26 protein-coding genes are annotated in these 24984 nt (G+C 66.5%); 11 read left to right on the top strand and 15 right to left on the bottom strand.

The window, feature by feature from the left end:
• The first annotated feature begins 583 nt into the window (after positions 1-583).
• Positions 584-2083: a lipopolysaccharide biosynthesis protein gene (locus tag J4O76_RS23270; protein ID WP_426284537.1), complete on the top strand. Its 1500-nt coding sequence runs from the start codon at positions 584-586 to the stop codon at positions 2081-2083.
• 14 nt (positions 2084-2097) lie between these two features.
• On the opposite strand, the gene J4O76_RS23265 is transcribed toward J4O76_RS23270, so the two are convergent.
• Positions 2098-2523 carry a CBS domain-containing protein gene (locus J4O76_RS23265; protein WP_426284533.1) on the bottom strand — a complete coding sequence of 142 codons (426 nt, stop codon included), beginning with the start codon at positions 2521-2523 and terminating at the stop codon, positions 2098-2100.
• 71 nt (positions 2524-2594) lie between these two features.
• Here J4O76_RS23265 and J4O76_RS23260 point away from each other — a divergent pair, with 71 nt between their 5' ends.
• Positions 2595-2885 (top strand): hypothetical protein, encoded by a 291-nt coding sequence (locus tag J4O76_RS23260; protein WP_247599559.1) that lies wholly within the window; start codon positions 2595-2597, stop codon positions 2883-2885.
• Positions 2886-2992: 107 nt separating this feature from the next.
• Here the strand turns inward: J4O76_RS23260 and J4O76_RS23255 are convergent, their stop codons facing one another.
• The 4 genes from J4O76_RS23255 to hisS all read right to left on the bottom strand — a co-directional run bounded on the left by J4O76_RS23255 (position 2993) and on the right by hisS (position 7851).
• Complete coding sequence (locus tag J4O76_RS23255) at positions 2993-4222, bottom strand: DUF4167 domain-containing protein (RefSeq protein WP_426284531.1); 1230 nt, start codon at positions 4220-4222, stop codon at positions 2993-2995.
• Between the two features lie 256 nt (positions 4223-4478).
• Entirely contained in the window at positions 4479-5297 is an 819-nt protein-coding gene (gene prmC / locus J4O76_RS23250; protein ID WP_426284529.1) for a peptide chain release factor N(5)-glutamine methyltransferase, read from the bottom strand.
• Between the two features lie 126 nt (positions 5298-5423).
• Positions 5424-6497, bottom strand: a complete 1074-nt coding sequence (gene prfA / locus J4O76_RS23245; protein WP_132742440.1) for a peptide chain release factor 1 — start codon at positions 6495-6497, stop codon at positions 5424-5426.
• Positions 6498-6600: 103 nt separating this feature from the next.
• Positions 6601-7851, bottom strand: a complete 1251-nt coding sequence (hisS, locus tag J4O76_RS23240) for a histidine--tRNA ligase (RefSeq protein WP_426284527.1) — start codon at positions 7849-7851, stop codon at positions 6601-6603.
• A 49-nt stretch (positions 7852-7900) separates the two neighbouring features.
• On the opposite strand from hisS, the gene J4O76_RS23235 reads away from it, so the two are divergent.
• The 4 genes from J4O76_RS23235 (at position 7901) to J4O76_RS23220 (ending at position 11869) form a co-directional block, all read left to right on the top strand.
• Complete coding sequence (locus J4O76_RS23235) at positions 7901-8551, top strand: DUF1345 domain-containing protein (protein ID WP_426284525.1); 651 nt, start codon at positions 7901-7903, stop codon at positions 8549-8551.
• A gap of 82 nt (positions 8552-8633) precedes the next feature.
• Positions 8634-10547: a M61 family metallopeptidase gene (locus tag J4O76_RS23230; protein ID WP_426284522.1), complete on the top strand. Its 1914-nt coding sequence runs from the start codon at positions 8634-8636 to the stop codon at positions 10545-10547.
• 76 nt (positions 10548-10623) lie between these two features.
• The gene (gene ppa / locus J4O76_RS23225; protein WP_056487210.1) at positions 10624-11202 is read left to right on the top strand and encodes an inorganic diphosphatase; all 579 of its coding nucleotides are present in this window, start codon (positions 10624-10626) and stop codon (positions 11200-11202) included.
• A 4-nt stretch (positions 11203-11206) separates the two neighbouring features.
• Positions 11207-11869: a TIGR02466 family protein gene (locus J4O76_RS23220; protein WP_426284518.1), complete on the top strand. Its 663-nt coding sequence runs from the start codon at positions 11207-11209 to the stop codon at positions 11867-11869.
• Positions 11870-12031: 162 nt separating this feature from the next.
• Here J4O76_RS23220 and J4O76_RS23215 read toward each other — a convergent pair whose 3' ends face one another.
• The 3 genes from J4O76_RS23215 to ispG form a co-directional block, all read right to left on the bottom strand.
• On the bottom strand, positions 12032-12508 hold the full coding sequence (locus tag J4O76_RS23215; protein ID WP_426284516.1) for a GNAT family N-acetyltransferase: 477 nt from the start codon (positions 12506-12508) through the stop codon (positions 12032-12034).
• Positions 12505-13404: a DMT family transporter gene (locus tag J4O76_RS23210; protein ID WP_426284514.1), complete on the bottom strand. Its 900-nt coding sequence runs from the start codon at positions 13402-13404 to the stop codon at positions 12505-12507. Before J4O76_RS23210 ends, J4O76_RS23215 begins: the two co-directional genes overlap by 4 nt.
• Positions 13405-13750: 346 nt before the next feature.
• Complete coding sequence (gene ispG / locus J4O76_RS23205) at positions 13751-14887, bottom strand: flavodoxin-dependent (E)-4-hydroxy-3-methylbut-2-enyl-diphosphate synthase (RefSeq protein WP_426284511.1); 1137 nt, start codon at positions 14885-14887, stop codon at positions 13751-13753.
• 115 nt (positions 14888-15002) lie between these two features.
• Here ispG and J4O76_RS23200 point away from each other — a divergent pair, with 115 nt between their 5' ends.
• The 4 genes from J4O76_RS23200 to J4O76_RS23185 all read left to right on the top strand — a co-directional run bounded on the left by J4O76_RS23200 (position 15003) and on the right by J4O76_RS23185 (position 18570).
• Positions 15003-15524, top strand: coding sequence for a DUF1993 domain-containing protein (locus J4O76_RS23200; protein WP_426284509.1), 522 nt, complete (start codon positions 15003-15005; stop codon positions 15522-15524).
• Positions 15525-15665: 141 nt separating this feature from the next.
• Entirely contained in the window at positions 15666-16805 is a 1140-nt protein-coding gene (locus J4O76_RS23195; RefSeq protein ID WP_426284507.1) for an acyltransferase family protein, read from the top strand.
• Positions 16802-17722 (top strand): isoaspartyl peptidase/L-asparaginase family protein, encoded by a 921-nt coding sequence (locus J4O76_RS23190; RefSeq protein WP_426284505.1) that lies wholly within the window; start codon positions 16802-16804, stop codon positions 17720-17722. The genes J4O76_RS23195 and J4O76_RS23190 overlap by 4 nt, the downstream gene beginning before the upstream one ends.
• The gene (locus J4O76_RS23185) at positions 17719-18570 is read left to right on the top strand and encodes a S1/P1 nuclease (protein ID WP_426284503.1); all 852 of its coding nucleotides are present in this window, start codon (positions 17719-17721) and stop codon (positions 18568-18570) included. Before J4O76_RS23190 ends, J4O76_RS23185 begins: the two co-directional genes overlap by 4 nt.
• Before the next feature lie 172 nt (positions 18571-18742).
• Here J4O76_RS23185 and pal read toward each other — a convergent pair whose 3' ends face one another.
• The 6 genes from pal to J4O76_RS23155 form a co-directional block, all read right to left on the bottom strand.
• On the bottom strand, positions 18743-19270 hold the full coding sequence (gene pal, locus J4O76_RS23180) for a peptidoglycan-associated lipoprotein Pal (RefSeq protein WP_398457145.1): 528 nt from the start codon (positions 19268-19270) through the stop codon (positions 18743-18745).
• Positions 19271-19322: 52 nt separating this feature from the next.
• Positions 19323-20711, bottom strand: a complete 1389-nt coding sequence (tolB, locus tag J4O76_RS23175) for a Tol-Pal system beta propeller repeat protein TolB (protein WP_426284535.1) — start codon at positions 20709-20711, stop codon at positions 19323-19325.
• A gap of 227 nt (positions 20712-20938) precedes the next feature.
• A complete protein-coding gene (locus J4O76_RS23170; RefSeq protein ID WP_426284500.1) occupies positions 20939-21976 on the bottom strand; it encodes a cell envelope biogenesis protein TolA in 1038 nt (345 codons plus the stop codon).
• A gap of 10 nt (positions 21977-21986) precedes the next feature.
• Complete coding sequence (gene tolR, locus J4O76_RS23165) at positions 21987-22424, bottom strand: protein TolR (RefSeq protein ID WP_056053220.1); 438 nt, start codon at positions 22422-22424, stop codon at positions 21987-21989.
• A gap of 1 nt (position 22425) precedes the next feature.
• Positions 22426-23118, bottom strand: a complete 693-nt coding sequence (gene tolQ / locus J4O76_RS23160; RefSeq protein WP_426284498.1) for a protein TolQ — start codon at positions 23116-23118, stop codon at positions 22426-22428.
• Positions 23115-23573 carry a YbgC/FadM family acyl-CoA thioesterase gene (locus J4O76_RS23155; RefSeq protein WP_426284496.1) on the bottom strand — a complete coding sequence of 153 codons (459 nt, stop codon included), beginning with the start codon at positions 23571-23573 and terminating at the stop codon, positions 23115-23117. Before J4O76_RS23155 ends, tolQ begins: the two co-directional genes overlap by 4 nt.
• Positions 23574-23690: 117 nt before the next feature.
• Here J4O76_RS23155 and J4O76_RS23150 point away from each other — a divergent pair, with 117 nt between their 5' ends.
• Entirely contained in the window at positions 23691-24095 is a 405-nt protein-coding gene (locus J4O76_RS23150; RefSeq protein ID WP_333961141.1) for a VOC family protein, read from the top strand.
• A gap of 5 nt (positions 24096-24100) precedes the next feature.
• Here the strand turns inward: J4O76_RS23150 and J4O76_RS23145 are convergent, their stop codons facing one another.
• Positions 24101-24859, bottom strand: coding sequence for a hypothetical protein (locus J4O76_RS23145; RefSeq protein WP_426284494.1), 759 nt, complete (start codon positions 24857-24859; stop codon positions 24101-24103).
• Positions 24860-24984 lie beyond the last annotated feature (125 nt).

The following is a 24984-nucleotide window of genomic DNA, read 5'->3' as shown; positions in this document are numbered from 1 at the left end:
CAGCCAATCGCAGTGGAATTCCACGATCAACCAGCTCATCTCAAGGAGCCGCTCTGCACAATATCATTCAGACACCCTACCCGACCAAAGCCAGACAAAGTGTCCATTACATATGGAATATGTGAAGAACATATGAGAACGACTTAGCTTTAAACGATTACCCGAACCCTTGAGGAGCCCGGAAACCGCAAGCCGCCGCCCACATGTCCCTTCATCTTAACCTACAATGTCAAAGAACCGACAAAAATACCGACACTCGCATAACCCCTCCCGTAGAAGAAGCTTGGAGCATCTGGTTTTTTGCGACCGTAGCAGAAGCCGGTAAGGCACTCCGCTGCGGTGACACCCCTCTAGGCGGGGTTCCGATTCGCGTCAAACACAATCTTTCACATTTGTGGCAATTTTCTCGGATTGGCGCGTTTAGGACGCCCCACACCCCTTCCAAGCCGCTGATCACAACACGTTTGACGATCGCGTCCAGCGCCTTTGCCGCTGCACGTCACGTCCGACGCCTTGGCTCGATCGTCTCTACGTCATCGCCTTAAGCGATTGTGAAGGCCAATACCGCTACATGCCCGATACGATGGACACCGTGAGCCCCGCACCTGTCGCCGCCACTCCCGTTCCCGGCGAGCCAAGTTCGCTCGCCGGACAGGTGCGCAGTGCGTTGATCTGGCGGTCGGGGAGCCAGATCGTCGCGCAGCTCGTGCAATGGAGCGCCACGTTCCTCGTCATCCGTATCCTGGCGCCATCGGACTACGGACTATTCGCGATGTGCCAGGTCATTCTGACCTTCATGGGGATGCTCAACGGCTATGGCCTCGCCAGCGGATTGATCCAGCAGAAGACGATTACCGAGCGCGAAGTTCGCCAGCTGTTCGGCATGCTGATCCTGCTCAACGTCACGCTGGCGATCATACAGGTATCGTTGGCGCCGCTTGCGTCAGCCTATTATCGGCAACCGATCGTCGGCGAGATGCTCCGGGTACAGGCGTTGCTATACCTTACGACGCCCTTCATCGCGTTGCCGTACGCGCTGCTTTCCAGGTCGATGGACTTTCGCCATCAGGCGAAGGCCAACATCACCGCGTCGATCGCCTCCGCCAGCGTTGCCTTGGGTGGCGCGCTGTACGGTCTTGGGGTCTGGACGCTCGTGATCGCGCCGATCGTGCTGTTCAGCGTGCGCGGGGCGATGATGACGTGGAGCGCGCGGTCGCTCGTATGGCCGAGTTTCGACTTTCGCGGCGCGGGGACGATCGCGCGCTATGGCGGCGTGATGGCGGCGGGGCAGCTGTTCTGGTTCCTGCAAAGCGAGACGGATGTGTTCATCGCCGGACGCAGCTTCTCCGCGCACACGCTCGGGATCTACACGACCAGCCTGTTCCTGACGCAGATTTTCGTGTCGAAGTTCGTGCCGCCGCTGAACGAGGTCGCCTTCTCCGCCTATGCGCGGATGCAGGCCGATCCCGACGCGATCGGGCGCGCCTTCGTGAAGGGCGTCCGGATGGTGATGATCGTCGCGATGCCGTTCTACATGGGCCTTGCTGCGACCGCCGAGCCTTTGGTGCTGACCGTGCTCGGCGACAAATGGCGCGAGACGGCGCCCATCGTCCACCTGCTCGCGCTGGCGATGCCGTTCATGACGTTGCAGGTGCTGTTCACGCCGGCGTCCGATGCGCGCGGCCGTCCCGGGATCGGCGTCCAGAACGGCGCGGTCGGTGCACTGATCCTGACCAGTGCGTTCCTGGTCGGCGTGCAATGGGGCCCGACCGGCATGGGCGTGGCGTGGATCACGGCCTATCCATTCTACCTGGGGATCAGCGCGTGGCGGACGCTGCCGGTGATCGGCGTTCGCGCGCGGGACGTGGCGCGCGCAGTCGCATCGCCGGCGCTGGCCGCGATCGCGATGGCGCTGATCGTCGGGCTGGTGGATCGCGCGCTGCCACCGCTCGATGCGCATTGGCGGTTGATGATGCTCGTGGCGATCGGCGCGGCGGTCTATGCGGCGTGGATGCTGATATTTGCGCGGGCGACCGTGCGCGAACTGATCGCGGTCGCGCGGAAGCAGCCGGTCGCCGCCTAGCCTGTAGGGTCAGCCTAGGCGGACTGAATATACTCGCGCATAGCTGCGGCATCGGCTTCGATCCGGTCGATGCGGTATTTGACGAGATCGCCGATCGACACGAACCCGACCAGCGTTTCACCGTCGATCACCGGTAGGTGGCGGATGCGACGCTGAGTCATCAGCGACAATGCGCCGATCGCCGATTCATTGGGTCCGATCGACTTTACCGCGGTGGTCATCACGTCGCCGATTCGCCGCTCGAGCGCCGCTGCGCCATCCGATTGCAGACAGTGGATGACGTCGCGTTCGGAAAAGATCCCGACGACCTTGCCGCCATCCAGCACCGGCGCCGCACCGATCCGCTTCTCGGCGAGCAGGGCCACCGCCTGGGCCACGGTAGAGTCGGGGGTCAGCGACTGTATGTCGCCCTTGTCCTTCAGGATCGCCGCGATCGTCATCTTCGCCTCTCCTCAACTGCGTCTGTTGCGCTTGGCTTGAGGAAACCATGTTTGCGCGGCAATGTGAAGCGATGACCGATCGACTGCCTGAACCGCCAGCCGGGTTGGACGACCCGCATTACGCCGCATTCGCGTGGGCGCGGTTCCGGGGGATCATGGCGTGGATGGTGCTGGCGGCGGCGATATGCGTCGCGGCGATCATTGCGGCGATGGCGCATGTGCAAGGGCCGCTGCATTTGGTGACGATGCTCGCGGTGATGGGCGGGGTTGGCGGATCGGTGATGATGGCCGGACTGTTGATGGGTCTCGCATTCCTCAGTTCGGGAAGCGGGCATGACGAGGACGTGACGCGGCTCGATTGAGCGCGCGGCGCTGATATGGTCGGGCATGAAAAAGGCCGGTGTCGCATGAAGCGGCACCGGCCTTTTCAGGTCTTAGCGTGATCCCGGAAAGGTCCGGGATGACGGCTTCAGCCTGCGACTTCGTCCGGTACCGCACGAACGCGGCGACGGCGGGGCTTTTCTTCGGGCGGGGCATCTGCGGCGAGGGCGTCCGTCGCCGGTGCTGGCGCTGGCGCTGGCGTTATTGCCGAGATGCCGAGCGATGGCGGCAGGCGATCCGCGTCGAATGCGGTCGGTGCTGCGTCGTCCTGCACGACAGGTGCATCGAGACTGCGATCGCGGCGCGGGCGACCGCGACGGCGGGGCTGCTCCTCGGTCGCTGCAACGGGAGCGGCGGTCTCGACGGTTTCGGTCGGCTGGGCTGCCTGCTCAGGGGCTTCGGTTACCGAACGAACCGCGTCGGCTTCCGAATCCTGGTTGGCGTTGGCGACCGGTGCACTCACACGGGGCGTGCGGCGGATCGTTTCGCGCTGCGGCGCATCGCGGTAGTCGCTGCGGGGCTCGCGGACCTGCTCGTCGCGGGGCTGAGTCTCGCGGGCCTGGGCCTCGCGCGACTGGGCCTCACGGGCCTGATCCTGCTCTTCGCCGTTGCGGTCGTCGCGAGGCTGAGCATCACGCGGCTGGGCGTTACGCTGGTTGCGCGGATTGTCGCCACGGACGCGGTCTTCGCGCTGACCGTCGTTACGCGGCTGCCCCTCGTTGCGGGGGCCGTCGTTACGCTGGCCCTCGTAGCGGTTGTTCTCGTACCGCGGACGCTCTTCGCGCTGCGGACGATCTTCACGCTGAGGGCGGTCTTCGCGGTTCTGGGTGTCGCGGTTCTGACGGGGCGCGTTCTGGTACTGGCCGTTCTGCTGGCCGCCATTCTGCTCACCACGAGCCTGCTCGGGCGTACCCTGCTGCTCGCCGGAGCGGATCGGTTCGCCCTCGTCGCCGTAATCGTCGTCGCCGTCGAGATCGAACGGCTGCTGGCGACGCGGCTGCTGCTGCGCTTGCGGCTGGCTCTCTTCGAAGCGGGCGCGGGTTTCGCTCAGGACGCGGAAATAATGATCCGCGAACTGGAGGTAATATTCGATGTTGACGCGGTCGCCCTGCTGCTGCGCGTCGCGCGCGAGGTTCTTGTACTTCTCGTACAGCTGGCTCGCGTTGCCGCGCGCGCGGCTGTCGATGCGGTTGCCGGTATCGCGACCACCCTGGCCGCCGCCGCCGCCACCCTGGCGTTGACCGCCACCACTACCGCCGCCGCCATTATTATTGTTGCCACGACCGCGACGGCGGCCGGCTTGCCGGTTGTTGATCAAGCTTGTGTCCTCAGTCGTCGAACCAAAATCTGGTCGTGCTCCGAAATGCGGTGCAAACCCCCGTCGCGCACCGACGATCTAGACGAGATCGGTGCGTCGAACTTGCCAGGGCCGCCGGACTGCAGCGACCTCAAAGCGAAGGATGCGGGTCATCGCTCTAAACCGACCAATCGTCGAGAGTGCGTGCCCCTGCCCGCGTGATAGCGGCCGCAAGGGACCTACTACAAGCGAAATGTGAGGTTTAGCGCCATATTGTTCAAGTCGCGGGGGCGTGGGTTGCCACTAACGCACGCGCGTTGCCGCCATAGTCGTGATGGAGCGCGACATGCAGACCTTGCGCCTCGAGTAGCGCCGTGACGGGGGGAGCTTGCGTCGAACCGATCTCGATCACCGCCGCGCCGCCGGGGGCGATCAGTGCGGGGAGCTGTTCGGCGAGGATCCGGTAGTCGTCCAGCCCGTCTGAGCCGGCGTAGAGCGCGGCGTGGGGTTCGTGGTCGTGGACTTCGGCTGGGAGGCGTTCGTCGGTGGCGATGTAGGGGGGGTTGGCGAGGATCAGGTCGAACTGGCCGACGATCGCGCTGGCCCAGCTGCCGTGGATGAAGTGCGCGCGGTCGGTGACGCCGAGGGTTGCGGCGTTGGCGCGGGCGTAGGCGAGCGCTTGGGGGGAATAGTCTACGCCGAGGCCTACTGCGGGCCATTCGTCGAGCGCGGCGAGGAGCAGCGTGCCGGGGCCGGTGCCGAGGTCGAGTATTGTCGCGGGGGCGCGGCCGGCGAAGTGCGCTTGGGCGGCGATCAGGAGGGTTTCGCTGTCGGCGCGGGGGACGAGTGCGCCGGGGCCGACGGCGAGGTCGATCGACCAGAAGCCGCGGGTGCCGGTGATGTAGGCGATCGGCTCGTGGCGGAGACGGCGGTCGACGAGTGCGGGGAAGGTCTCGGGGACGGTGTAGCGATCCGGGTCGAGGAGGATCGCGTTACGCTCGATGCCGAGTGCGTGCGCCATCAGGAGTTCCGCGTCGAGGCGCGGGGTGGCGGAAAACGCGAACTGAGCAGCGGCAGTGGCGAGCGCTACACTCACTGCTCCCCTTCCGCTTGCGGGAGGGGTCGGGGGAGGGGCTGTCACCGAGCGATACCCTTAGCGGGAAGCCCCTCCCCTAACCCCTCCCGCAAGCGGAAGGGGAATGCCGTTGCGGCTGGGGAAAGCTCAGCCATCCAATTGCGCCAGGCGGTCCGCTTCGTCCTGCGCGATCAGCGCGCCGATCAGTTCGTCCATCTCGCCTGCGACGATCTCCGGCAGGCGGTGGAGCGTCAAGTTGATACGGTGATCGGTGACGCGGCCCTGCGGAAAATTATACGTCCGGATCCGCTCCGAGCGATCGCCCGAGCCGACCATCGATTTCCGCGCGCCCGCCCGCTCGGCATGCAACCGGTCACGCTCCGCCTCGTACAGCCGCGTCCGGAGCACGCGGAGAGCCTTGGCCTTGTTCTTGTGCTGCGACTTCTCGTCCTGCTGGATCACGGTCAGCCCGGTCGGGATGTGGACGATCCGCACCGCCGAGTCCGTCGTGTTGACCGACTGCCCGCCCGGCCCGGACGAGCGATAGACGTCGATGCGCAGGTCCTTGTCGTCGATCTTGACGTCGACCTCCTCCGCCTCGGGCAGCACCGCGACGGTCGCTGCGGAGGTGTGGATCCGGCCGCCGGCCTCGGTGGTCGGCACGCGCTGGACGCGGTGGACGCCGCTTTCGAACTTCAACTTGGCGAACACGCCCTGCCCGGTGACGCTGGCGACGACTTCCTTGAAGCCGCCCGCGTCGGACGACGAGCCGGAGATCATCTCGACCCGCCAGCCCTGCGATTCGGCATAGCGCTGGTACATGCGGAACAGGTCGCCCGCGAACAGTGCCGCCTCGTCGCCACCGGTGCCGGCGCGGACTTCGAGCATCGCCGAGCGCTCGTCGGCGGAGTCGCGCGGCAACAGCGCGAGCGCGAGTTTGCGGTCCGCGGTCTCGAGCAGCGTGCGGTTCTCGTGCAGCTCGTCCGACGCCATCGCGCGGAGCTCGTCGTCCGCATCTTCGGCCATGAACGCGAGGCTCTCCGCCTCCTGACGCAACCGGCGCACTTCGGTGGCGGCTTGGGCGACGGGTTCGAGCTCGGCATATTCCTTCGATACCGCAACGAAGCGGTCGGAGGGGAGATCGCCGGTCGACATCAGCGCCTGCAGCTCGTCACGCCGCGCCTCGATCGCGCGGATGCGGTCGGGGGAGATTTGGGTCATGAGCACACCCCTCCCGTCATCCCAGCGAACGCTGGGATCCAGGATAACCGGGCGCAGCCTTCATGGCTCTGGATCCCAGCGTCCGCTGGGATGACGGGGAGGCTCAACGCAGCGCCTCCGCCAGATCGTCGATGATCGTCTGCACCTGTGAGAGTTCGTCCGTAGCGGTCGCCGCAACCGCGCGCGTCACCGGCTTGTCTTCGTCGACATTCAAACTCACGAGAACCTTCGCATTTACCTTCGCCGCTTTGTCGTACCGCTTCCTGGGCGAGCCGGTTGCGATCATTTCCGCCGACAGGCCATCCTTCCGTAACGAGCGCAACAGCCGGTGCCCAAGTCCAATCGCGCGGTCGTCCTCGACGGCAACGATAACGTCCGGGTTAACCGCTGCTAGCTCTGGCACCAGCATAGCCAGCCGCTCGACACCCGCAGCCCAACCAACGCCAGCCGTCTCCGGCCCGCCGAGCGATCCAATCAACCCGTCATACCGGCCGCCGGCCAGCACGGTGCCTTGCGCGCCCAGCCGATCGGTCACGAACTCAAACGCGGTGTGGCGGTAGTAATCCAACCCCCGCACCAGCCGCGCGTTGCGCTCCCACGTGACACCCGCCGCATCGAGCCCGGCGGTCACCGCCTCGAAGAACGCGCGTGCCTCGTCCGTCAGATACGCATCGATATCGGGCGCGCTGTCGGCGATCGGGCGGTCGCGCGGGTCCTTCGAATCGAGGATCCGCATCGGGTTCTTTTCGAGCCGCGTCAGGCTGTCCTCGGACAGTTCCCCGCGGTGCGCCTCGAAATGCGCGACCAGCGCCTCGCGCCAGGCGTCGCGCGTCGCCGCGTCGCCCAGCGTGTTAAGCTGCAACGTCACGCCCTCCGATATCCCGAGTTCGCGCAGCAACTGGTCCGCGAGCACGAGCAGCTCGACGTCCGCCGCCGGCTCGGCCGCCCCGATCACCTCGGCGTCGATCTGATGGAACTGGCGGAATCGGCCCTTCTGCGGGCGCTCGTAGCGGAACACCGGGCCGCTAGTGGTGAGCTTCATCGGCGCGAACTGCTGCCAGCCTTCGGTCAGATACGCGCGCGCGATCCCGGCGGTGAACTCCGGGCGGAGCGTGATGGAATCCCCGCCGCGATCCTCGAACGTGTACATTTCCTTCGACACGACATCGGTCGTCTCGCCGAGCGAGCGCGCGAACACCGCCGTCGACTCGAACACCGGGATATCGACCCGCTGGAAGCAATACAGCGCCCGCACGCGTTCGAACGTCGACAGGACATGCGCGAACCGGCGCTGCTCGTCGCCGAAAATGTCCTGGGTGCCACGGATGCGGCGCGGGGTTTCTGTCTTGGCCATGATGCGCGCGTATCTAGGCGACGTCCCCGCTAAGCGCTAGCGCTGTGGCATGAACGACAAACCCAGATATTGGGGCCTCGGCCAACGCGTTGCCCCGCCGCGCTTCATCCTGTTCGTGCTGGTCTTCGCGATCGGCCTCGCCGCGCTGATCCCGCGCTTCGGGCTCGGGCGCGGTACGATGGCGGCGTTCGACGTCGCCGCGGTCGTGTTCCTGATCGCGGTCTCGACCTTGTTCCGCAACGCCACCGCCGCCCGGATGCGCCGCGCGGCGGAAGAGAACGACGCCAACCGCGCGGTGCTGCTCGGGTTCAGCGGGACGATCATGCTGGTCATCCTGGTCGCGGTGGCGAAGGAACTGCAGGGGAAGAACGACGCTGTCGGGATCGCGCTGACGATCACGACGCTGGCGCTCGCGTGGCTGTTCTCGAACATGATCTACACGCTGCATTATGCGCATCTGTTCTATGTCGACGATCCGGACGGGAAGGACGCCAAGGGCCTCGACTTTCCGAGCTGCGACGAGCCCGATTACTGGGATTTCGCCTATTTCGCGTTCACGCTGGGGATGACGTTCCAGACCTCGGACGTCGAGATCACCTCGCGCCGGGTTCGCAAAGCCGCGCTCGGCCAGTGCATGGCGGCGTTCGTATTCAACATCGGCGTGCTGGCGTTCACGATCAACGTGCTCGGGAGTGGTTGAGCAGTCCCGGTAAAGGACTGGACGGCTGCCCTTTATCGCGATTACACCTCGTGTCATCGTCTCTCAGCCGGAAGGCCCTTCCTTGATCCGCAAGCTTCTCGTCGCGTCCCTGCTCGCATCCGCCGCACCCGCCTTCGCGCAGGTCCCCGCCGGCAACACCGCGCCGCAGCCGGTGCCGTTCGTCGACACCATCCCCGACGCGGTCGACACGCCCTATCCCGGCACATTGCTGCTCGACGTCGATGCGACCGATACCGAGCGCGGCATCTTTCGCGTCAAGCAGACGATCCCGGTCGCCAAGTCAGGGCCGATGGCGCTGCTCTATCCGAAATGGCTGCCCGGCGCGCACTCCCCGCGCGGCGAGATCGAGAAGCTCGCCGGCCTAGTGATGCGCGCGAACGGGAAGATCGTCCCCTGGACGCGCGATCCGGTCGACGTGTTCGCCTTCCACATCGACGTGCCGACCGGCGCGAGGTCGGTCGTTGCCGAGTTCCAGTTCATCTCCGCGACCAAGGGCGACCAGGGCCGTATCGTCATGACACCGACGATGGTCAGCCTCGAGCCCAATCTCGTCAGCCTCTACCCGGCCGGCTATTTCACGCGCCAAATCCCGATCAAGATGACCGTTACCTACCCAACCGGCTGGACCGCCGCGGGTGCGGTGCCCGCCAAGGTGTCGGGCTCGACCTACAGCTACGACACGACCAACTACGAGATCCTGGTCGATTCGCCGACGCTCGCGGGCAAGTACGGCAAGGTCTGGCCGCTCTCCCCCCGCGTCGACCTGAACGTGTTCGCCGACAGCCCCGACCAGCTCGCCGCCAAGCCCGAGCAGATCGACGCGCACAAGCGGCTCGTCGACCAGGCGGTGAAGACGTTCGGCGCGCAGCATTACGATCATTACGAATTCCTGCTGTCGATCACCGATCAGCTCGGCGGGATCGGGCTGGAGCATCACCGCAGTTCGGAGAACGGCGTGAAGCCGGGCTATTTCACCGAATGGGAAACCGGCGCCGCCGCGCGCAACCTGCTGCCGCACGAGTTCACGCATAGCTGGGACGGCAAGTTCCGCCGCGGCGCCGACCTGTGGACGCCGGACTTCCGCACGCCGATGCGCGATTCGCTGCTGTGGGTCTACGAAGGCCAGACGCAGTTCTGGGGCTATGTGCTCCAGGCGCGTTCGGGCCTCGTCAGCAAGCAGGACACGCTCGATGGTTACGCCTCGATCCTCGGGATCTACGACGCCGCGAAGGGTCGCGAATGGCGCCCGCTGATCGACACGACGAATGACCCGGTGATCTCGGCGCGGAAACCGAAGGGCTGGACCAGCTGGCAGCGCTCGGAGGACTATTACAACGAAGGCCTGATGGTCTGGATGGAGGTCGACGCGATGCTTCGCCAGAAGTCGGGCGGGACCAAGTCGATCGACGATTTCGCCAAGGCGTTCTTCGGCGTCCGTGACGGCGATTACGGCGAGCTGACGTACACCTTCGCCGACGTCGCGAAGACGCTGAACGGCATCGTCCCCTATGACTGGGCGACGTTCCTGAACACGCGCCTGACCGAGACGGGCAAGCCCGCGCCGATCAACGGCTTCGCGATGAACGGCTACAAGCTGGTCTACGGCCCCGAGCAGAGCCCGTACCTGAAGCAGGCGGAGAAAAGCCGCGGTACCGATGTCAGCTATTCGCTCGGGATGGTGATCAACAAGGAGGGCGTAGTCACCTCGTCGATCTGGGACAGCCCGGCGTTCAAGGCGGGGCTCGATGTGGGCACGGAAATCGAGGCGGTGAACAGCGAGGCCTATTCGGCCGACAGTATCAAGGCGGCGATCCTCGCGGCAAAAGGCACGAAAGTGCCGATCCGCCTGACTGTAAAGAACAACGACCGATTCCGCGACATCTTGCTCGATTACCATGACGGCCCGCGCTATCCGCGGCTACAGAAGGTGGGTACAGGTGACGGCGGACTGGACAAGCTGCTGACGCCGCGCTGACCAGAGACTAAACTAACGTGGTGCCGGCCGCTCCCCAGACGAGGAGCGCCGGCATCGTCATATCGAAAGGACCGCCATGCGTATCGACCTCATCCCGACCGGCAAGAACCCGCCCGAGGATCTGAACGTCATCATCGAAGTGCCGACCGGCGGCGAGCCCGTGAAGTACGAGTTCGACAAGGCATCGGGCGCGCTGTTCGTCGATCGCATCCTGCACACGCCGATGCGCTACCCCGCGAACTACGGCTTCGTGCCGCACACGCTCAGCCCCGATGGCGATCCGCTCGACGCACTGGTGATCGCGCGCTCGCCGTTCATCCCGGGCTGCGTCGTCCGCGCCCGCCCGATCGCGGTGCTGAACCTGGAAGACGAAGCCGGCGGCGACGAGAAGCTCATCTGCGTGCCGGTAGACGCGGTGTTCCCGTATTACGCCAACATCGGCGAGCGCGGCGACATGCCCGAGATCGTGTTCGAGCAGATCGAGCACTTCTTCACCCACTACAAGGACCTTGAGAAGACGAAGTGGGTCCGCGTCGGCAAGTGGGGCGACGCCGAAGAAGCCAAGCGCGTCACGATCGAGGCGATCGAGCGCTACAACGCCGAGAAGGCCAAGGGCGAAGAGCCGATGAACGCGGACGACACCGCAGGACGCTGATAGCATGACCACGGCGTCTCCTGCGTTCGACGGCATCCGCGTCCGCGCGGCGCAGATCGGGATGTACGAGACGCCGATCCTGCATGGGCGTCTGGCCGATGCCGGCGCACTAACGGCGGCGTTGCGCGCTGCGATCCTCGATCGCTACGCCGCCGCGCCGAGCCTTGCCCGATCCAATGTCGGGGGCTGGCATTCGGCGACCGACATGCTCTACTGGGGCGGCCCGGCAGCGGCCGCGCTCGCCGATACCGCGGTGAAGATGGCCAAGCGCGCGTCGCATTTCGATGGCCGCGATGCGGCGACCGTCGAGTGGACCGTCAAGATGTGGGCGAACGTGTCGCCGCCCGGCGCGCTCAACATGAGCCACGCGCATCCCGGAGTGCTGTGGGCCGCGGTCTATTACATCGACATGGGCACCGCGCCGGCGGAGGGCGAAGCAGGCGGCGAACTGTTCTTCGAGGACCCGCGCTTTCCGGTGCCGTTCATGCGCCTGCCCGGCTTCCGCCTGGTCGGGATCAACGGCCAGCCGCAACCTGTCGAGCGCCGCCTCCCGACCGAGGCGGGCGACCTGGTCCTGTTCCCAGCTTGGCTCCGCCACGGCGTCCGCCCGCACCTCGGCACCGGCGACCGCATTTCGATCGCAATGAATATCGACGTGAAGGGGTAGGACCCGCGTTGGCGACACCCTGGCCTTCCCCCCTCACTGGAAGGGAGGGGTCGGGGGTGGGTCGGCGTCCGCATTTCCGACCTTGGTGAGGAGGTGGCCCAAACCGGCCTACCTACCCCCAGCCCCTCCCTTTCAGGGAGGGGAGCGGGACGGCGCTTTGATCTACCGGCCAGCGAGCTTCACCAAAGCATCCCCCGACATCCGCTGGATCGTCCATTCCTCCATGCCGACCGCGCCTACTTTCCGGTAAAAAGCGATCGCATCGGCATTCCAGTCAAGCACCGACCATTCGAACCGCGCGCAGCCGCGATCGAGCGCCACGCCGGCCAGATGCGCCAGCAACGCGCCACCGACCCCCTGCCCGCGCGCTTCCGGCGTCACGTAGAGATCCTCGAGATACAGCCCACGCTTGCCCGTCCACGTCGAGAAATTTTGGAAGAACAGCGCGAACCCGAGCGGGCCTTCCGCGGTCTCCGCGATCAAAGCCTCCGCGGCAGGCCGCTCCCCGAACAGCGCCTCCGCCAGCATCGTCTCGGTCGCCTCGACCGCATCCGGCTCGCGCTCGAACGCGGCGAGTTCGCGGACGAAGCGCAGGATCGTGCCGACATCGGCAACGGTGGCGGAACGGATGATGGTCATGCACTAGCCTCGATCGATGTCTGCGCGATGTCACGCCTTCGCGCCGCGTACAGGCACGCGACGACGATGACCGCCGCGCCCGCCAGCGTGAACGCCGATACCCGCTCCCCGAACACCAGGAAACCCAAGCCGGCGGCGTAGACGAACGACGTGTATTCGGTGGTCGCGAGAAACCCGGTATCGCCGTGCGCATAGGCCCAGCCGAGCAGCCACAGCGATGCGGTCGCGAGCCCCGCGGCGAGTATGAGCTTGGGCCACTGCGCCGCCTCGGGCACCACCGCCAGCCAAGGCGCGGCGAGCGCCAGCGTCGCGGTGATGACGAGAGCCTGGAAGAACGCGATCTCCCCCGGCCGCGCCGCCTGGCTCTGCAACCGCGCGATGACGAGGTTGACCGCGTACAGCACCGCAGACCCGAGGACCGCGAGCGCACCGTGAAACGTCTCCGGTCCCGCGACGCCGCGCCCATGCCCGATCATCACCACCAGCACGCCGAGCAACGCGGCGATCGACGCGACCACCGCCCGCCGCCCGACCCGTTCGCCGAGTGTCGCCGCACCGAGGAGCAGCGCAAGGATCGGCGCGATGTAGGTCAGCGAAATCGCCTGCGCCATCGGCACGCGCGCGAGCCCCCAGAAGAACAGCACCGCCATCGCCGTCGTGACCAATCCGCGCGCAAGATGCAGCTTCAGCGCCCGCCCGCTCGGCCGTCCGCTGTTCCCGAGCCTCCACGCGACCGCGCCGAGCCCGACGCTGATCATCTGCCGCCACAGCAGCGCGTTATAGACGCCGATCGCGAGGACCAGCGACTTCATCACCGCATCCATCATGGAGAACAGGCCAATGCCCAGCGCGGCAATCGCGAAAGCCAGAGCTGGGGAAACGGCGCGGGGTGTCATCGGACCAGACCGTATCACGAACGATCTATGTTTGGATCATCCGCATGCAATCCGCTTAACCGGCATCCTATCGTGACGCCATCGCCGGTACTGGAATTGCCGTTGCGGACGTCGACGGTTTGATAAAGCGGTGTCCAGGGTGCTGTTCCCCCGCGAACGCGGGGGTCTAGGACCACGAACGCTATCGCCGGTAACCCTGGATTCCCGCTTTCGCGGGAGAACGAGAAAGGCGGCCGCGTCCACACGGCGTCATCCTGACGAAAGTCAGGATCCAGGGTAACGAACGTTGCCCTTCATGGCTCTGGATCCTGACTTTCGTCAGGATGACGGGGTGTGGTGGTAGCCCCTATTCCGCCGCCACCGGCACCAGCGCGGCCATCGCCGCATCCGCCGCGTCGATTTCCGCGGCTTTCGCCTCGACCAGCCGGACGATGTGGTCGACCATGTCGGCGTCCTGAACGTGGTGGTCGGTCACACCCGACAGGTACACCATGTGCTTGCCGTTGCCGCCGCCGGTGATGCCGATGTCGGTTTCACGCGCCTCACCGGGACCGTTCACCACGCAGCCAAGCACCGAAAGCGACATCGGCGTGCGGATGTGCTGCAACCGTTCCTCCAGCGCCTGCACCGTGCGGATCACGTCGAAGCCCTGTCGCGCGCACGACGGGCACGACACGACGCGGACACCGCGGTTGCGGATGCCGAGCGCCTTGAGAATCTCGAACCCGACGCGGACTTCCTCCTCGGGCTCGGCCGACAGCGACACGCGGATCGTGTCGCCAATGCCGTACCAGAGCAGGCTGCCCATCCCGATCGCGGACTTGACCGTGCCGCCGACGAACCCGCCCGCCTCGGTGATGCCGAGATGCAGCGGGCAATCGACCTGCTCGGCGAGCTGCTGGTACGCCGCCACCGCGAGGAACAGATCGGACGCCTTCACCGCGACCTTGAACTCGTGAAAGTCGTGGTCCTGCAACAGCTTGATGTGATCGAGCGCCGACTCGACCAACGCATCGGGGCAAGGCTCGCCGTATTTCTCGAGCAGGTGCCGCTCGAGCGAGCCGCCGTTGACGCCGATACGGATCGCGCAGCCGTTGGATTTCGCCGCGTCGACGACCTCCTTCACGCGCGCCGCCGAGCCGATATTGCCCGGGTTGATTCGCAGGCAGGCCGCGCCGGCGTCCGCCGCTTCGAGCGCGCGCTTGTAGTGGAAATGGATGTCCGCGACGATCGGCACGCGGCTCGCACGGACGATCTGCTTGAGCGCTGTGGTAGATTCGACGTCGGGGCAGCTCACGCGGATGATGTCGACGCCCGCGTCTTCGCAGCGGCGGATCTGGTCGACCGTCGCGCGCACGTCGTCGGTCGGCGTGTTGGTCATCGTCTGCACCGTGACCGGCGCATCGCCGCCGACGGGGACGTTGCCGACCATGATCTGGCGGCTCTTGCGGCGGGTGATATCGCGCCAGGGACGAAGGGACATGGAGATTCCTCGGGAGTTCGAGGCCTATATAGCGACTTGCGCGCCGGAACGGAACATCGCTGGCCGGAGTAGCGATCGTCGGCCATAGCGGCGCACGGCTTTAGGAGCGAACGCGATGACCCTGTCCCTGTACGATGCGACGATTCCCTCGAATCTCCAGATTCTTCGCGCGGTCGACGCGCTGCTCGACAAAGCGGAAGCATTCGCGGTCGAGCGCGGTATCGAACCCGCGACGCTGATCGACGCCAAGCTCGCCGACGACATGCTGCCCTTCGGCTATCAGGTGAAGTCTTGCGCAGCGCATTCGGTCGGCGGGATCGAAGGCGTCCGCGCCGGTACTTTCGCGCCGGACCGCTCGGCTTGGCCGACGGATTTCGCGGGGCTCCATGCTTTGATGCGTGACGCAATCGCCAAGCTGGAAGCGATCGACCGGGAGACGTTCGACGCGCTCGCCGACAACGACACCACCTTCGAGTTCGGCACGTTCGTCATGCCGTTCACCGGCGCGAACTTCCTGCTCTCGTTCTCGCAGCCGAACTTCTACTTTCACGCCAGCACGGCCTACGCGATCCTCCGCGCGCAGGGCGTCCCGATCGGCAAGCGCGACTTCATGGGCACGCCGCGCATGAAGGCGTGAGCCGACTGAAACGCAGGTACCCGGATTAAACGATCCTCCCCCGCCAGGGGGAGGATTTCAGGGGGACACCGGTCGGTCGCGAACACCGCCTCAGCCGGTCGCACGCTTGCGGCACCGGCCCCCGCCCCGTAGGGCCGCGCGATGACGAGGCATTTCGGCATGGACTGGCTGCGGATCGGTGCGTTCGCGCTGCTGATCCTCTACCATATCGGCATGGTCTTCGTGCCGTGGAACTTCCATGTGAAGTCGCTCCATGTCGAGGACTGGGTGCGGCTGCCGATGCTGGCGAGCAACGCATGGCGGCTGACGCTGCTGTTCGTCGTCTCGGGCTATGCCAGCCGCGCGCTGCTCAACCGGTCGAGCGGCACGGCCGGATTCTTCGCCAATCGCTGCTACCGCCTGCTCGTGCCGCTGCTGTTCGGCATGGCGGTGATCGTCCCGCCGCAACCCTGGGTCGAGCTGGTCACCAAGCACGCCTATGCCGGCAGCTATCTGACGTTCTGGAGCCACGACTATTTCCGCTTCGGCAAGCTCGCCGGGCTGTCGTTGCCGACCTGGAACCACCTCTGGTTCGTCGTCTATCTCTGGGTCTACACGAGCGTTTTGACGCTCGGGCTGGTCCTCGTCCGCGGCGACTGGCTGCAACGCGCGTTCGACTGGGTCTTCGGCAGCTGGGCGGTGCTCGCCCTGCCGGTCGCGTGGCTCGTGTTCGTCCACGCCTGGTGGTTCCAGATGGCCGCGGAATCGCAAGCCCTGTTCGGCGACTGGGTCGCGCACGTCACCTATTTCCCCGCCTTCCTGTTCGGCTTCGGCCTAGCCCGTTCCGAGCCCGCAATGGCGGCGATCGCGCGCTGGTGGAAGGTCGGTGCCGTCGCCGCGGTGCTCGGCTATGGCGCGATCATCGGCATCGAGCTCGAATGGCCCGGCGACATCGTCGCGCCGCGCTGGATCTACCCCGGTTACGGCGTCGCGCACGCGCTCGAGCAATGGGGGGCGATCGTCGCGCTGATCGGAATCGCCGAGCGCCACTGGAACCGCGACCATCGCTGGCGCCGCACGCTGACCGAGGCGGTGTTCCCGTTCTACCTGATCCACCAGACGATCATCGTCCTCGTGATGTACGCGCTGCTCCCCGCCGGCCTGCCGGGCTGGGCGGAGTTCGCCTGCCTGCTCGCCGCGACGACGATCGGCTGCATCGCCTTCTACTGGATCGGCCGCAGCATCGCGCCGCTCCGTCCCCTCATCGGCCTCCGCGCCCTACCCTCGAAAGACTCAGCATGACCTGGACCCTCGTCATCCACGGCGGCGCCGGCAAACTCGACAGCGAGATGGTCTCGCCTGAGCAGGATGCGGGCGCACGCGCCGGCCTGTCGCGCGCGCTCGACGTCGGGTCGAAGGTGCTGGCGGACGGCGGCGGCGCGCTCGATGCGGTCGAGGCGGCGGTGCGCGTGCTGGAGGACGACCCGCACTTCAATTCGGGGCGCGGCGCGGTGTTCACGCACGACGGCACGCTGGAGCTCGACGCCGCGATCATGGACGGGCGCACGCGGGCGGCGGGGGCAGTCGCTGCGGCGACCGCCACGCGCAACCCCGTCGGTCTAGCGCGCGCGATCCTAGACGACGGCCGCCACGTCTTCCTCGCCGGCAAGGGCGCGGATGCGTTCTCGCTCGAACGCGACCTTCCCCAGGCGGATGCCGCGTGGTTCGCGACCGACGAACGCCGCCGGCAATTTGCGGAGTTCCAGGCCGATGGCGGCGGGTTCGACGTCGACATGAAATACGGCACGGTCGGCGCGGTCGCCTGCGACACGCACGGCCATGTCGCCGCCGCCACCTCGACCGGCGGCGTGACCGGCAAGCGCTGGGGCCGGATCGGTGACACGCCGGTGATCGGCGCGGGAACCTTCGCCGACGATCGCGCCTGCGCGGTATCGTGCACCGGCTCGGGCGAGTTCTTCCTCCGCGTCGGCGTCGGCCACGAGATCGGCGCGCGCGTCCGCCTGTCGGGCGAGTCTCTGCAAGTCGCGGCCGACGCGGTGCTCGCCGAAGTGAAGGCTCTGGGCGGCACCGGCGGCGTCATCGTCGCGGGACCGGACGGCGACATAGCCTGGGGTTTCAATACCGTCGGCATGTACCGCGGACGCGCGTCGTCCGAGAGTAGCCGGACCGTCGCGATCTACGCTAACGAGCCGGCATGAAGCGCTATCTCCTCGCCGCGATCGCCTCGCTCGGCCTCGCCTCCCCCGCCACCGCATTCTGGGAGTACGGCCACCAGACCGTCGCGCAGATCGCCTATGCCAACGTCACGCCGAAGACCAAGGCGGCGATCCGCAAGCTGCTCGCGCAACAGGCATTGCTGGATACGCCGACCTGCCCCGCGGGCACGATCGAGGAGGCCAGCGTCTGGGCGGACTGCATCAAGCCGCTGAAACTGAACGACGGATCTACGCGCTTCGGTTTCGCGTACAGCTGGCATTACCAGAACGTCGACATCTGCGCGCCGTTCGACCTGACGCCGGCGTGCAAGGAAGGCGATTGCGTCTCGTACCAGATCGATCGCGACGTGAAGATGCTCCGCGACAAGTCGACGCTGCCCCGCGACCGCGTCGTCGCGCTCGCGTTCCTGATCCACTTCGTCGGCGATCTCCACCAGCCGCTGCACGCCGGCGACCGCCACGACAAGGGCGGCAACGACGTGAAGGCGAACTACGGGATCTACGGCCCTGCGCGGTTCAACCTGCATTCGATCTGGGACGGCCCGCTGGCGGAGCGTGCGATCTCGACGCCGCCGTCGCTGGTAAGGCGCTATCCCGCGGCTGAACGCGCGAAGATCGGCGCGGGGACGGTCGTCGACTGGAGCCGGGAGAGCTGGGAAGCCTCGCATGAGGCGTATGCGGCGGCGCTTGGCGGGGACGCGTGTGGTGCGGTGCCGGCGCGGGTGAAGATGGACGATGCCACGATCGCCAGGATGGTGCCGGTGTCGCGCGAAGAGGTTCGCCGTGGGGGTATTCGGTTGGCGAAACTGCTCGACAAGGCGCTGGGGTAACCTGCTTTCCCTCGCCCCTCCGGGGAGAGGGAGGGGCCCGCGTACGCTTGTACGTGGGAGGGTGAGGGGCTTGAGGCTCGGACCTTCCGTCCCAACAGCCCCTCACCCTCCCGTCGCCAAGCGGCTCCTCCCTCCCTCTCCCCGGAGGGGAGAGGGACTGCCGCGACAAATCTTAGTTCAACACCACCGTGACCGCGCGACGGTTCGCCGCCCAGCTCTGGTCGTCCGAGCCCATCGCCACCGGGCGCTCCTTGCCGTAGCTGATCGTCGTCATCCGGGACGACGACACGCCCTTCGCTGCCAGATAGTTCTTCGTCGCGTTGGCACGGCGATCGCCGAGTGCGAGGTTGTATTCACGCGTGCCACGCTCGTCGGCATGGCCTTCGATCGTGATCCGCTGGTTCGGGAACTTGGCCAGCCACTGCGCCTGGCTGTCGAGGATCGCGCGCGCGGTCGGATCGATGTCGTACATGTCGAGCCCGAAATTCACCGTGTTCGAGCTGACCGAGCGCTGGAAGTCGGCATCCGACCCCGGCACGATCGCCCCGCCGACATTGCCGCCGTTCTGGCCCGCATTCGGATCCACCGCAGCGTTGTTGTCGACCGGTGCGGGCGGCAGCACCGCGGGACGCTTCTTCGCGCAACCCGAAACGGCGATCAGCGCGGTGCACGCAAGCAAGATGTTGGAAAGCTTCGACATAGATAGTCTCCCGTAGAAAATCACGTTTCCCGTTAGTGCCCCCATAGCAGGTTCAGGGCCGCAGGGGGCCCCATCCCGGATCGGAGCCGTCGAGCGGCGTCGGGATCTTCCGCTCGTTGACGCCGGTCAGGTCGACCGACCAGAGGTCCGCCTTGCCGCCGCTGCCGCGTCCCGAGCGATAGAAGTTGATCACGCGACCGTTCGGCGACCAGCTCGGACCCTCGTCCTGCCAGTCGTTGGTGAGCAGCTTCTCGCCGCCGCCGCTCGGGCTCATGATGCCGATCCGGAAGCCGCCGCCGAGCTTGGTGAACGCGATCAGGTCGCCGCGCGGGCTCCACACCGGCGTCGCATAGCGCCCGCCGCCAAAGCTGATCCGCTGCTGGTTCGAGCCGTCCGCGTTCATCACGTAGATCTGCTGGCCACCCGAGCGATCGCTCTCGAACACGATCTTCGAGCCATCCGGCGAATAGCTGCCGCCGGTGTCGATCCCCGGCGAGTTGGTCAGCCGCTGCGGCGTGCCGCCCTGCGACGACACGCGGTAGACGTCGGTGTTACCGCCCTGCGCCATCGAGAACAGGATGTTGCGCCCGTCCGGCGAGAAGCGCGGCGCAAACGTCAGGTTCGCGTTCGCGACCACCAGGCGCTGCTTGCCCGAACCGATGTCGTAGACATAGATCGCCGGGCGATTGTTGAGATAGCTCATATAGACGATCGACTGCTGGTTCGGCGCGAACCGCGGCGTCAGGACGATCGACTGGCCGTTGGTCAGGAAGCGGTGATTGGCGCCGTCCTGATCCATGATCGCGAGCCGCTTGATACGGCGTCCCTTGGGTCCGGTTTCGGACACGTAGACGACGCGGCTGTCGAAATACGCGCCTTCGCCGGTGAGGCGGGTGTAGACCATGTCTGCGCACTTATGCCCGGCGCGACGCCAGTCCGAGGGCGGCACGACGAACCCGGTGCGGGTCAGCTCGGCTTTCGATGACACGTCGTAGAGGTAGCAGCCGACGGTCAGGTTCCCGTCGCCGTTCGCGCGGATGAAGCCCTGCACCAGCGCCTGCGCGCCGGTGCTGCCCCAGTAGTCGAACCCGGGCGCCGTGACTTCGGGGAAGGTGATCGGGCGGAGCTGGCCGGGGGACAGCGGCGTGAACAGGCCAGAGTTGCGCAGATCGTTGGTGACGATGTCGGCGAGCTGGCGGCCGAGCACGTCGGTCGATCCTGCGGGCGTCGACACAACGGCAGACGTCGGCATGACAGGAATCGCGATCGGCATCGGTGCGGAAATGCCGCCGGTGACGTCGACCACGAGTCCGCCGGACTGATCGCCTGCCGCTGCCGGGGCGGCTGGATCGGCGGGAGCCTGTTGCGGTGCCGGCGGTGGTGCGTCTTGCGCATACGCTGCACTGCCGGAGACGAACGCGAGCAGCCCAACCGAAGCCAGAACCGATCGAGCCTTACGCCCACCCCACACAAACCCCACCCCGGCGGAGGCCGGGGCCCAATTGGGGGACGCCGCTGAGGGAACGTTGCGCATCATTACATCGACCTTCCCAATTGGGCCCCGGCCTTCGCCGGGGTGGTTACCGTGCGACAGGTGGTCACCTGCAACCGGGACGGTCTGGCGCGAAGGGAAAAACCCCAGGATCGATCGAGTCATAACGGACATCCTCAGCCGGGAAGTTTGTAGCGCAGGCTGAAATTGCTCCAGCCGTTCTGCACGTCATACAGGTCGTCGGGCAAACCGCGTAGCGGCGAACATCCGACGAAGGTCGCGATCGCCAGATCGTCGACGCGGTCGACATAGCGCCGGTTGTCGTCGTCGACGCCCGCGTGACCACTGATCGTCGGCCGCGACTTCAGCGTGCCGTCGCGGTTGAGCTTCAGGTTGATCGTCACGCGGATCCGCTCCGCGCCGGGTCCCGGCGTAACCTGGCGATTGGCGCAAGGCTGCACCTGCCGCAGGATCGCCGAGCCGATGTTCGCCGCCGCCTGCGCGCCGAGCTTGGCCGCCTTGGGCGCTTCCGACTTGCTCGGCGACGGATCGGCCGACAGACCTTTCAGGAAATTGTCGCCGAGCCGCGAACCGCGCGGCCGCGACGCCTTGGCCTCGGCGGTCGAGCCGCTGCCCTTGGTCGAGGATGGTTTTGCGGACTTGGACGACGACGCGGAGGACGACGTCTTCGCGGGCGCGGCGCTCGGTTTCGCCGCAGCCTTGGTCGGCGCGGACTTCGCGGGCGCGGCCTTGGCGGGTGGCGCCTTCTCGGGCTTGGGCTGTGGCTTCACGACGGGCTTCGGGACCGGCGCGGGCTTGGCGACGGGTTTCGGCGGCGCGGGCTTGGGTTTGGGTTGAGGCTTCGGCTCGGGTGCCGGCTGCGGCTTGGGCGCCGGTTTCGGCGGCGTGGGTTTGGGCTGCGGCGCAGGCGGCACGGGATCGGGCTTCGGCTCGGGCTCGGCCTCTTCCGGAGCAGGCGGCGCGGCATCCTCGGGCGCACCTTCGTCCGGTGCGATCGATTGCGCGGGCGTCTCCGCCGATTGCGGCGCGGTCGCCTCGAGCGCGACGTCGGGCACCAGGCTGACGTCGATCGGCTGCTGCTCGATCTTCTTCGGCAGTTCGGGCGCAGCGAGAAAGCCGAGCGACAGCGCGCCGAACAGCAGGACGTGCCCGACGACCGCGACGCCAAGGCCGATCTTCTCCGAGCGATCCATCAGCCAGCCATCAGTTCTGGTTACCCTCGACGGTCACCAGCGCGACGCGGTTCAGCCCGGCGCGGTTGAGTTCGCCCATCACGCGCATCACGCGGCCGTAATCGAGCTTCCGGTCCGCACGCAGCAGCACCTGCGGTTCGTCGCCCACCGCACGGCTGGCGGCGATCGCAGCAAGTCGTACCGGCAGCGCATCGTCGGTCACCTGATCCTTGTCGATGAACAGTGCGCCTGTCCCGTCCATCGAGATCTCGACGGGCTTCTGCTCCTGGTCGAGCGCCTTCGCACGCGCGTCGGGCAGGTTCACCGGTACGCCCGCGGTCATCAGCGGCGCGGTCACCATGAAGATGATCAGCAGCACCAGCATCACGTCGACCAGCGGCGTGACGTTGATATCCGCCATCGGCGCCCGCCGCCCACGCCCGCGCGACGAAGGAAGGTTCATCGCCACCTTAGCGCGACCCGTCCAGCTGGCGGCTCAAGGTCGTGTGGAAACCGTCGGCGAAGCGGTTGAGGCTCGCCTCGATCCGGTTGATGCCGTGGCTGAACCGGTTGTACGCGATCACCGCGGGAATGGCCGCGAACAGGCCGATCGCAGTTGCGAACAGTGCCTCCGCGATTCCCGGCGCGACCACCGCGAGCGACGTGTTCTGCGCCGCCGCGATGCTGGTGAAGCTCCGCATGATGCCCCACACCGTACCGAACAGCCCGACGAACGGCGCGACCGAGCCGACCGTCGCCAGCACGTTGAGCCGGTCCGACAGCTTGTCGATCTCGCCCGCGACCGCTGCGCCCATCGTGGTCGCCAGCCGCTCGCGCGTGCCGCTCTTGTCGATCGTGCCGCCCGCGGTCGAGCGCCGCCACTCGGTCACGCCGGCCGCGAACACGCGCGCCGACGGCAGGTCGTTCTCGCCCTCCGTCTTGTAGAAGACGTCGATGTCCTCGGCCTTCCAGAAATCGCGCTCGAACCGGGTCATGCCCTTGCGCGTCTTGCCGATCCGCCGCCAGAACGCGACGATCAGCGCCCAGGTCCAGATGCTGGCGAGCAGCAGCCCGATCATCACGCCCTTCACCACCCAGTCGGCCTGGAGGAACAAGTGGATCGGCGACAGCGTCGCGCTATCCATAGTCAACACCGGATTCATGCTTCCCCCTGCCAGACAAGGCGTTCGTAGATATCGATCCAGGCGCGCGGCTGGCGGCGTGGGCGACCATTGGGAGCGACCAATGCCGCCACCACGTCCGCCTCGGCCAAGACAAGCCCCTCGCGCATGACCCTTTGATGAATGGTGACCCCGGCCGAGCGGACACGGCGTATCCGCGAGACGACCAGCAAGGCGTCGTCGAGCTTCGCCGGCGCGGCGTAGCGGATGGCGACGCTGGCAATCGCGTAGGAGCCTTCGCCCGCCTCGAACGTCGCGCGCTGGTCGATCCCGCCGACCCGCAGCATGTCCGACCGCGCGCGCTCCATGTAGCGCAGATAATTGGCGTGATAGACCGCGCCCGACAGGTCGGTGTCCTCGAAATAGACGCGCACCGGAAACCGGTGCTCGCGCCCTTCGAAGCGGCCTTCCGCCGGACGATCTGAAACCTCAGCCATTCCCGCGGCTGTTAACCCAGTCTTTGCAGGTAAGCCAAGCTTTGCCTTCACCATGCCGGCACTGGTCGGGGGCGGACGAGCGGCGTACGCTGGCAGGGTTCAACGCAGGAGACTCGCATGGCCGATCGTCCCACCAGCGGAATCACACCGTTCCTCGTCATCCGCGATCAGCGAGGACGCGAGGCGCTCGCGTTCTACGAGGCTGCGTTTGCCGCGACCCTCGTCGAGACGAACTTCGCGGACGACGGCGTTCGACTGATGCAGGCCAGCTTGCGAATCAACGACGCCTGGCTGATGCTGTCCGACGAGTTTCCCGAATGGCGTGGTCATGCCGAACCCGAACCCGCCGGCATAACCCTGCATCTCAGGGTCGACGACACCGACGCCTGGGTAGATCGTGCGGTGACGGCGGGAGCGGTCGTGACGATGCCCGTCGCCGACCAGTTCTGGGGCGATCGCTATGGCCAGATACGCGATCCGTTCGGCCATAGCTGGTCGGTCGGATCGCCCATCAAGGCCTGATCAGCCTACTGAAAAACGCTGGGATCCAGCTTCAGGCGCGGCTGAGCGGGCGGAACCGGCTGCGAGATCGGCTGGAGCCGCGCCTGCGTGACCGTCTGCACCGGCATGTTCGACGCATATTGGCGCGAGACCATCAGCTGCGGCTGGACCGGACGTACGGTGCGACCCCGCCACACGTCGACCGCGCGGTAGAAATCGGTGAACGGCCGCTCGAGCACGGGCAGGTTCTGTGCGGCGAACGCGGGCAGCGCCTCGGCGGTCAGACCGGCGCTCTGGGCGAGAACATTGCCCGCCGCGGCGCAGAATTCATCGCGCGCGGGCGACTGCGAGAAGAAGTTGTACAGGCGAGTCATCGAATCGTCGTAGCGATCCTGCCAGTCGCCGCCGCCCGACTTGTATTCGCTGGCATAGGTCGCCTCGGCCTTGGCGAGCACCGGCTTCTGTGCCGACAGCAACGCGTTGTAGCCCGCGACGATCACCACTTCCTGTGGTCCGCGGCATGCGAGCGCAGCGACGTTGAGTGCGGCGCGGAGATGCCAGACCTTGGCGGACGTCGTCAGGTTGCGATTCGGTGTAGGATAGGTGCCGTCGGCGAGCGCGACCGGAATGACGATCGTAGGCGACGCGCCCTTCGGCATCGTCGGCGCGGGCACGGGCACCATGATCACGGGCGGCGCGACCTGCGCGACGGTCCGTGGTTTCTGTGCGCAACCGGCCAGCAGGCCTAGCGCGGTAACGGACAGCAAAGCAAACCGACGACTCATCGCAACCACCTCATGACGTCCCCCGACGGGACACTCTATGCATGGGTTAGGTTAACGAGACGTAAGCCGTACGCGCTTTGCGGCGAGTGGAGAGGGGATGAGGTTAGGGGTTGGGGGTTGGGGGT

This window comes from Sphingomonas sp. NFX23 (assembly GCF_049887795.1).
Lineage (GTDB): Bacteria > Pseudomonadota > Alphaproteobacteria > Sphingomonadales > Sphingomonadaceae > Sphingomonas.
The sequence above is the reverse complement of the archived record's forward strand: the minus strand, read 5'-3'. Positions and strand labels throughout refer to the sequence as shown.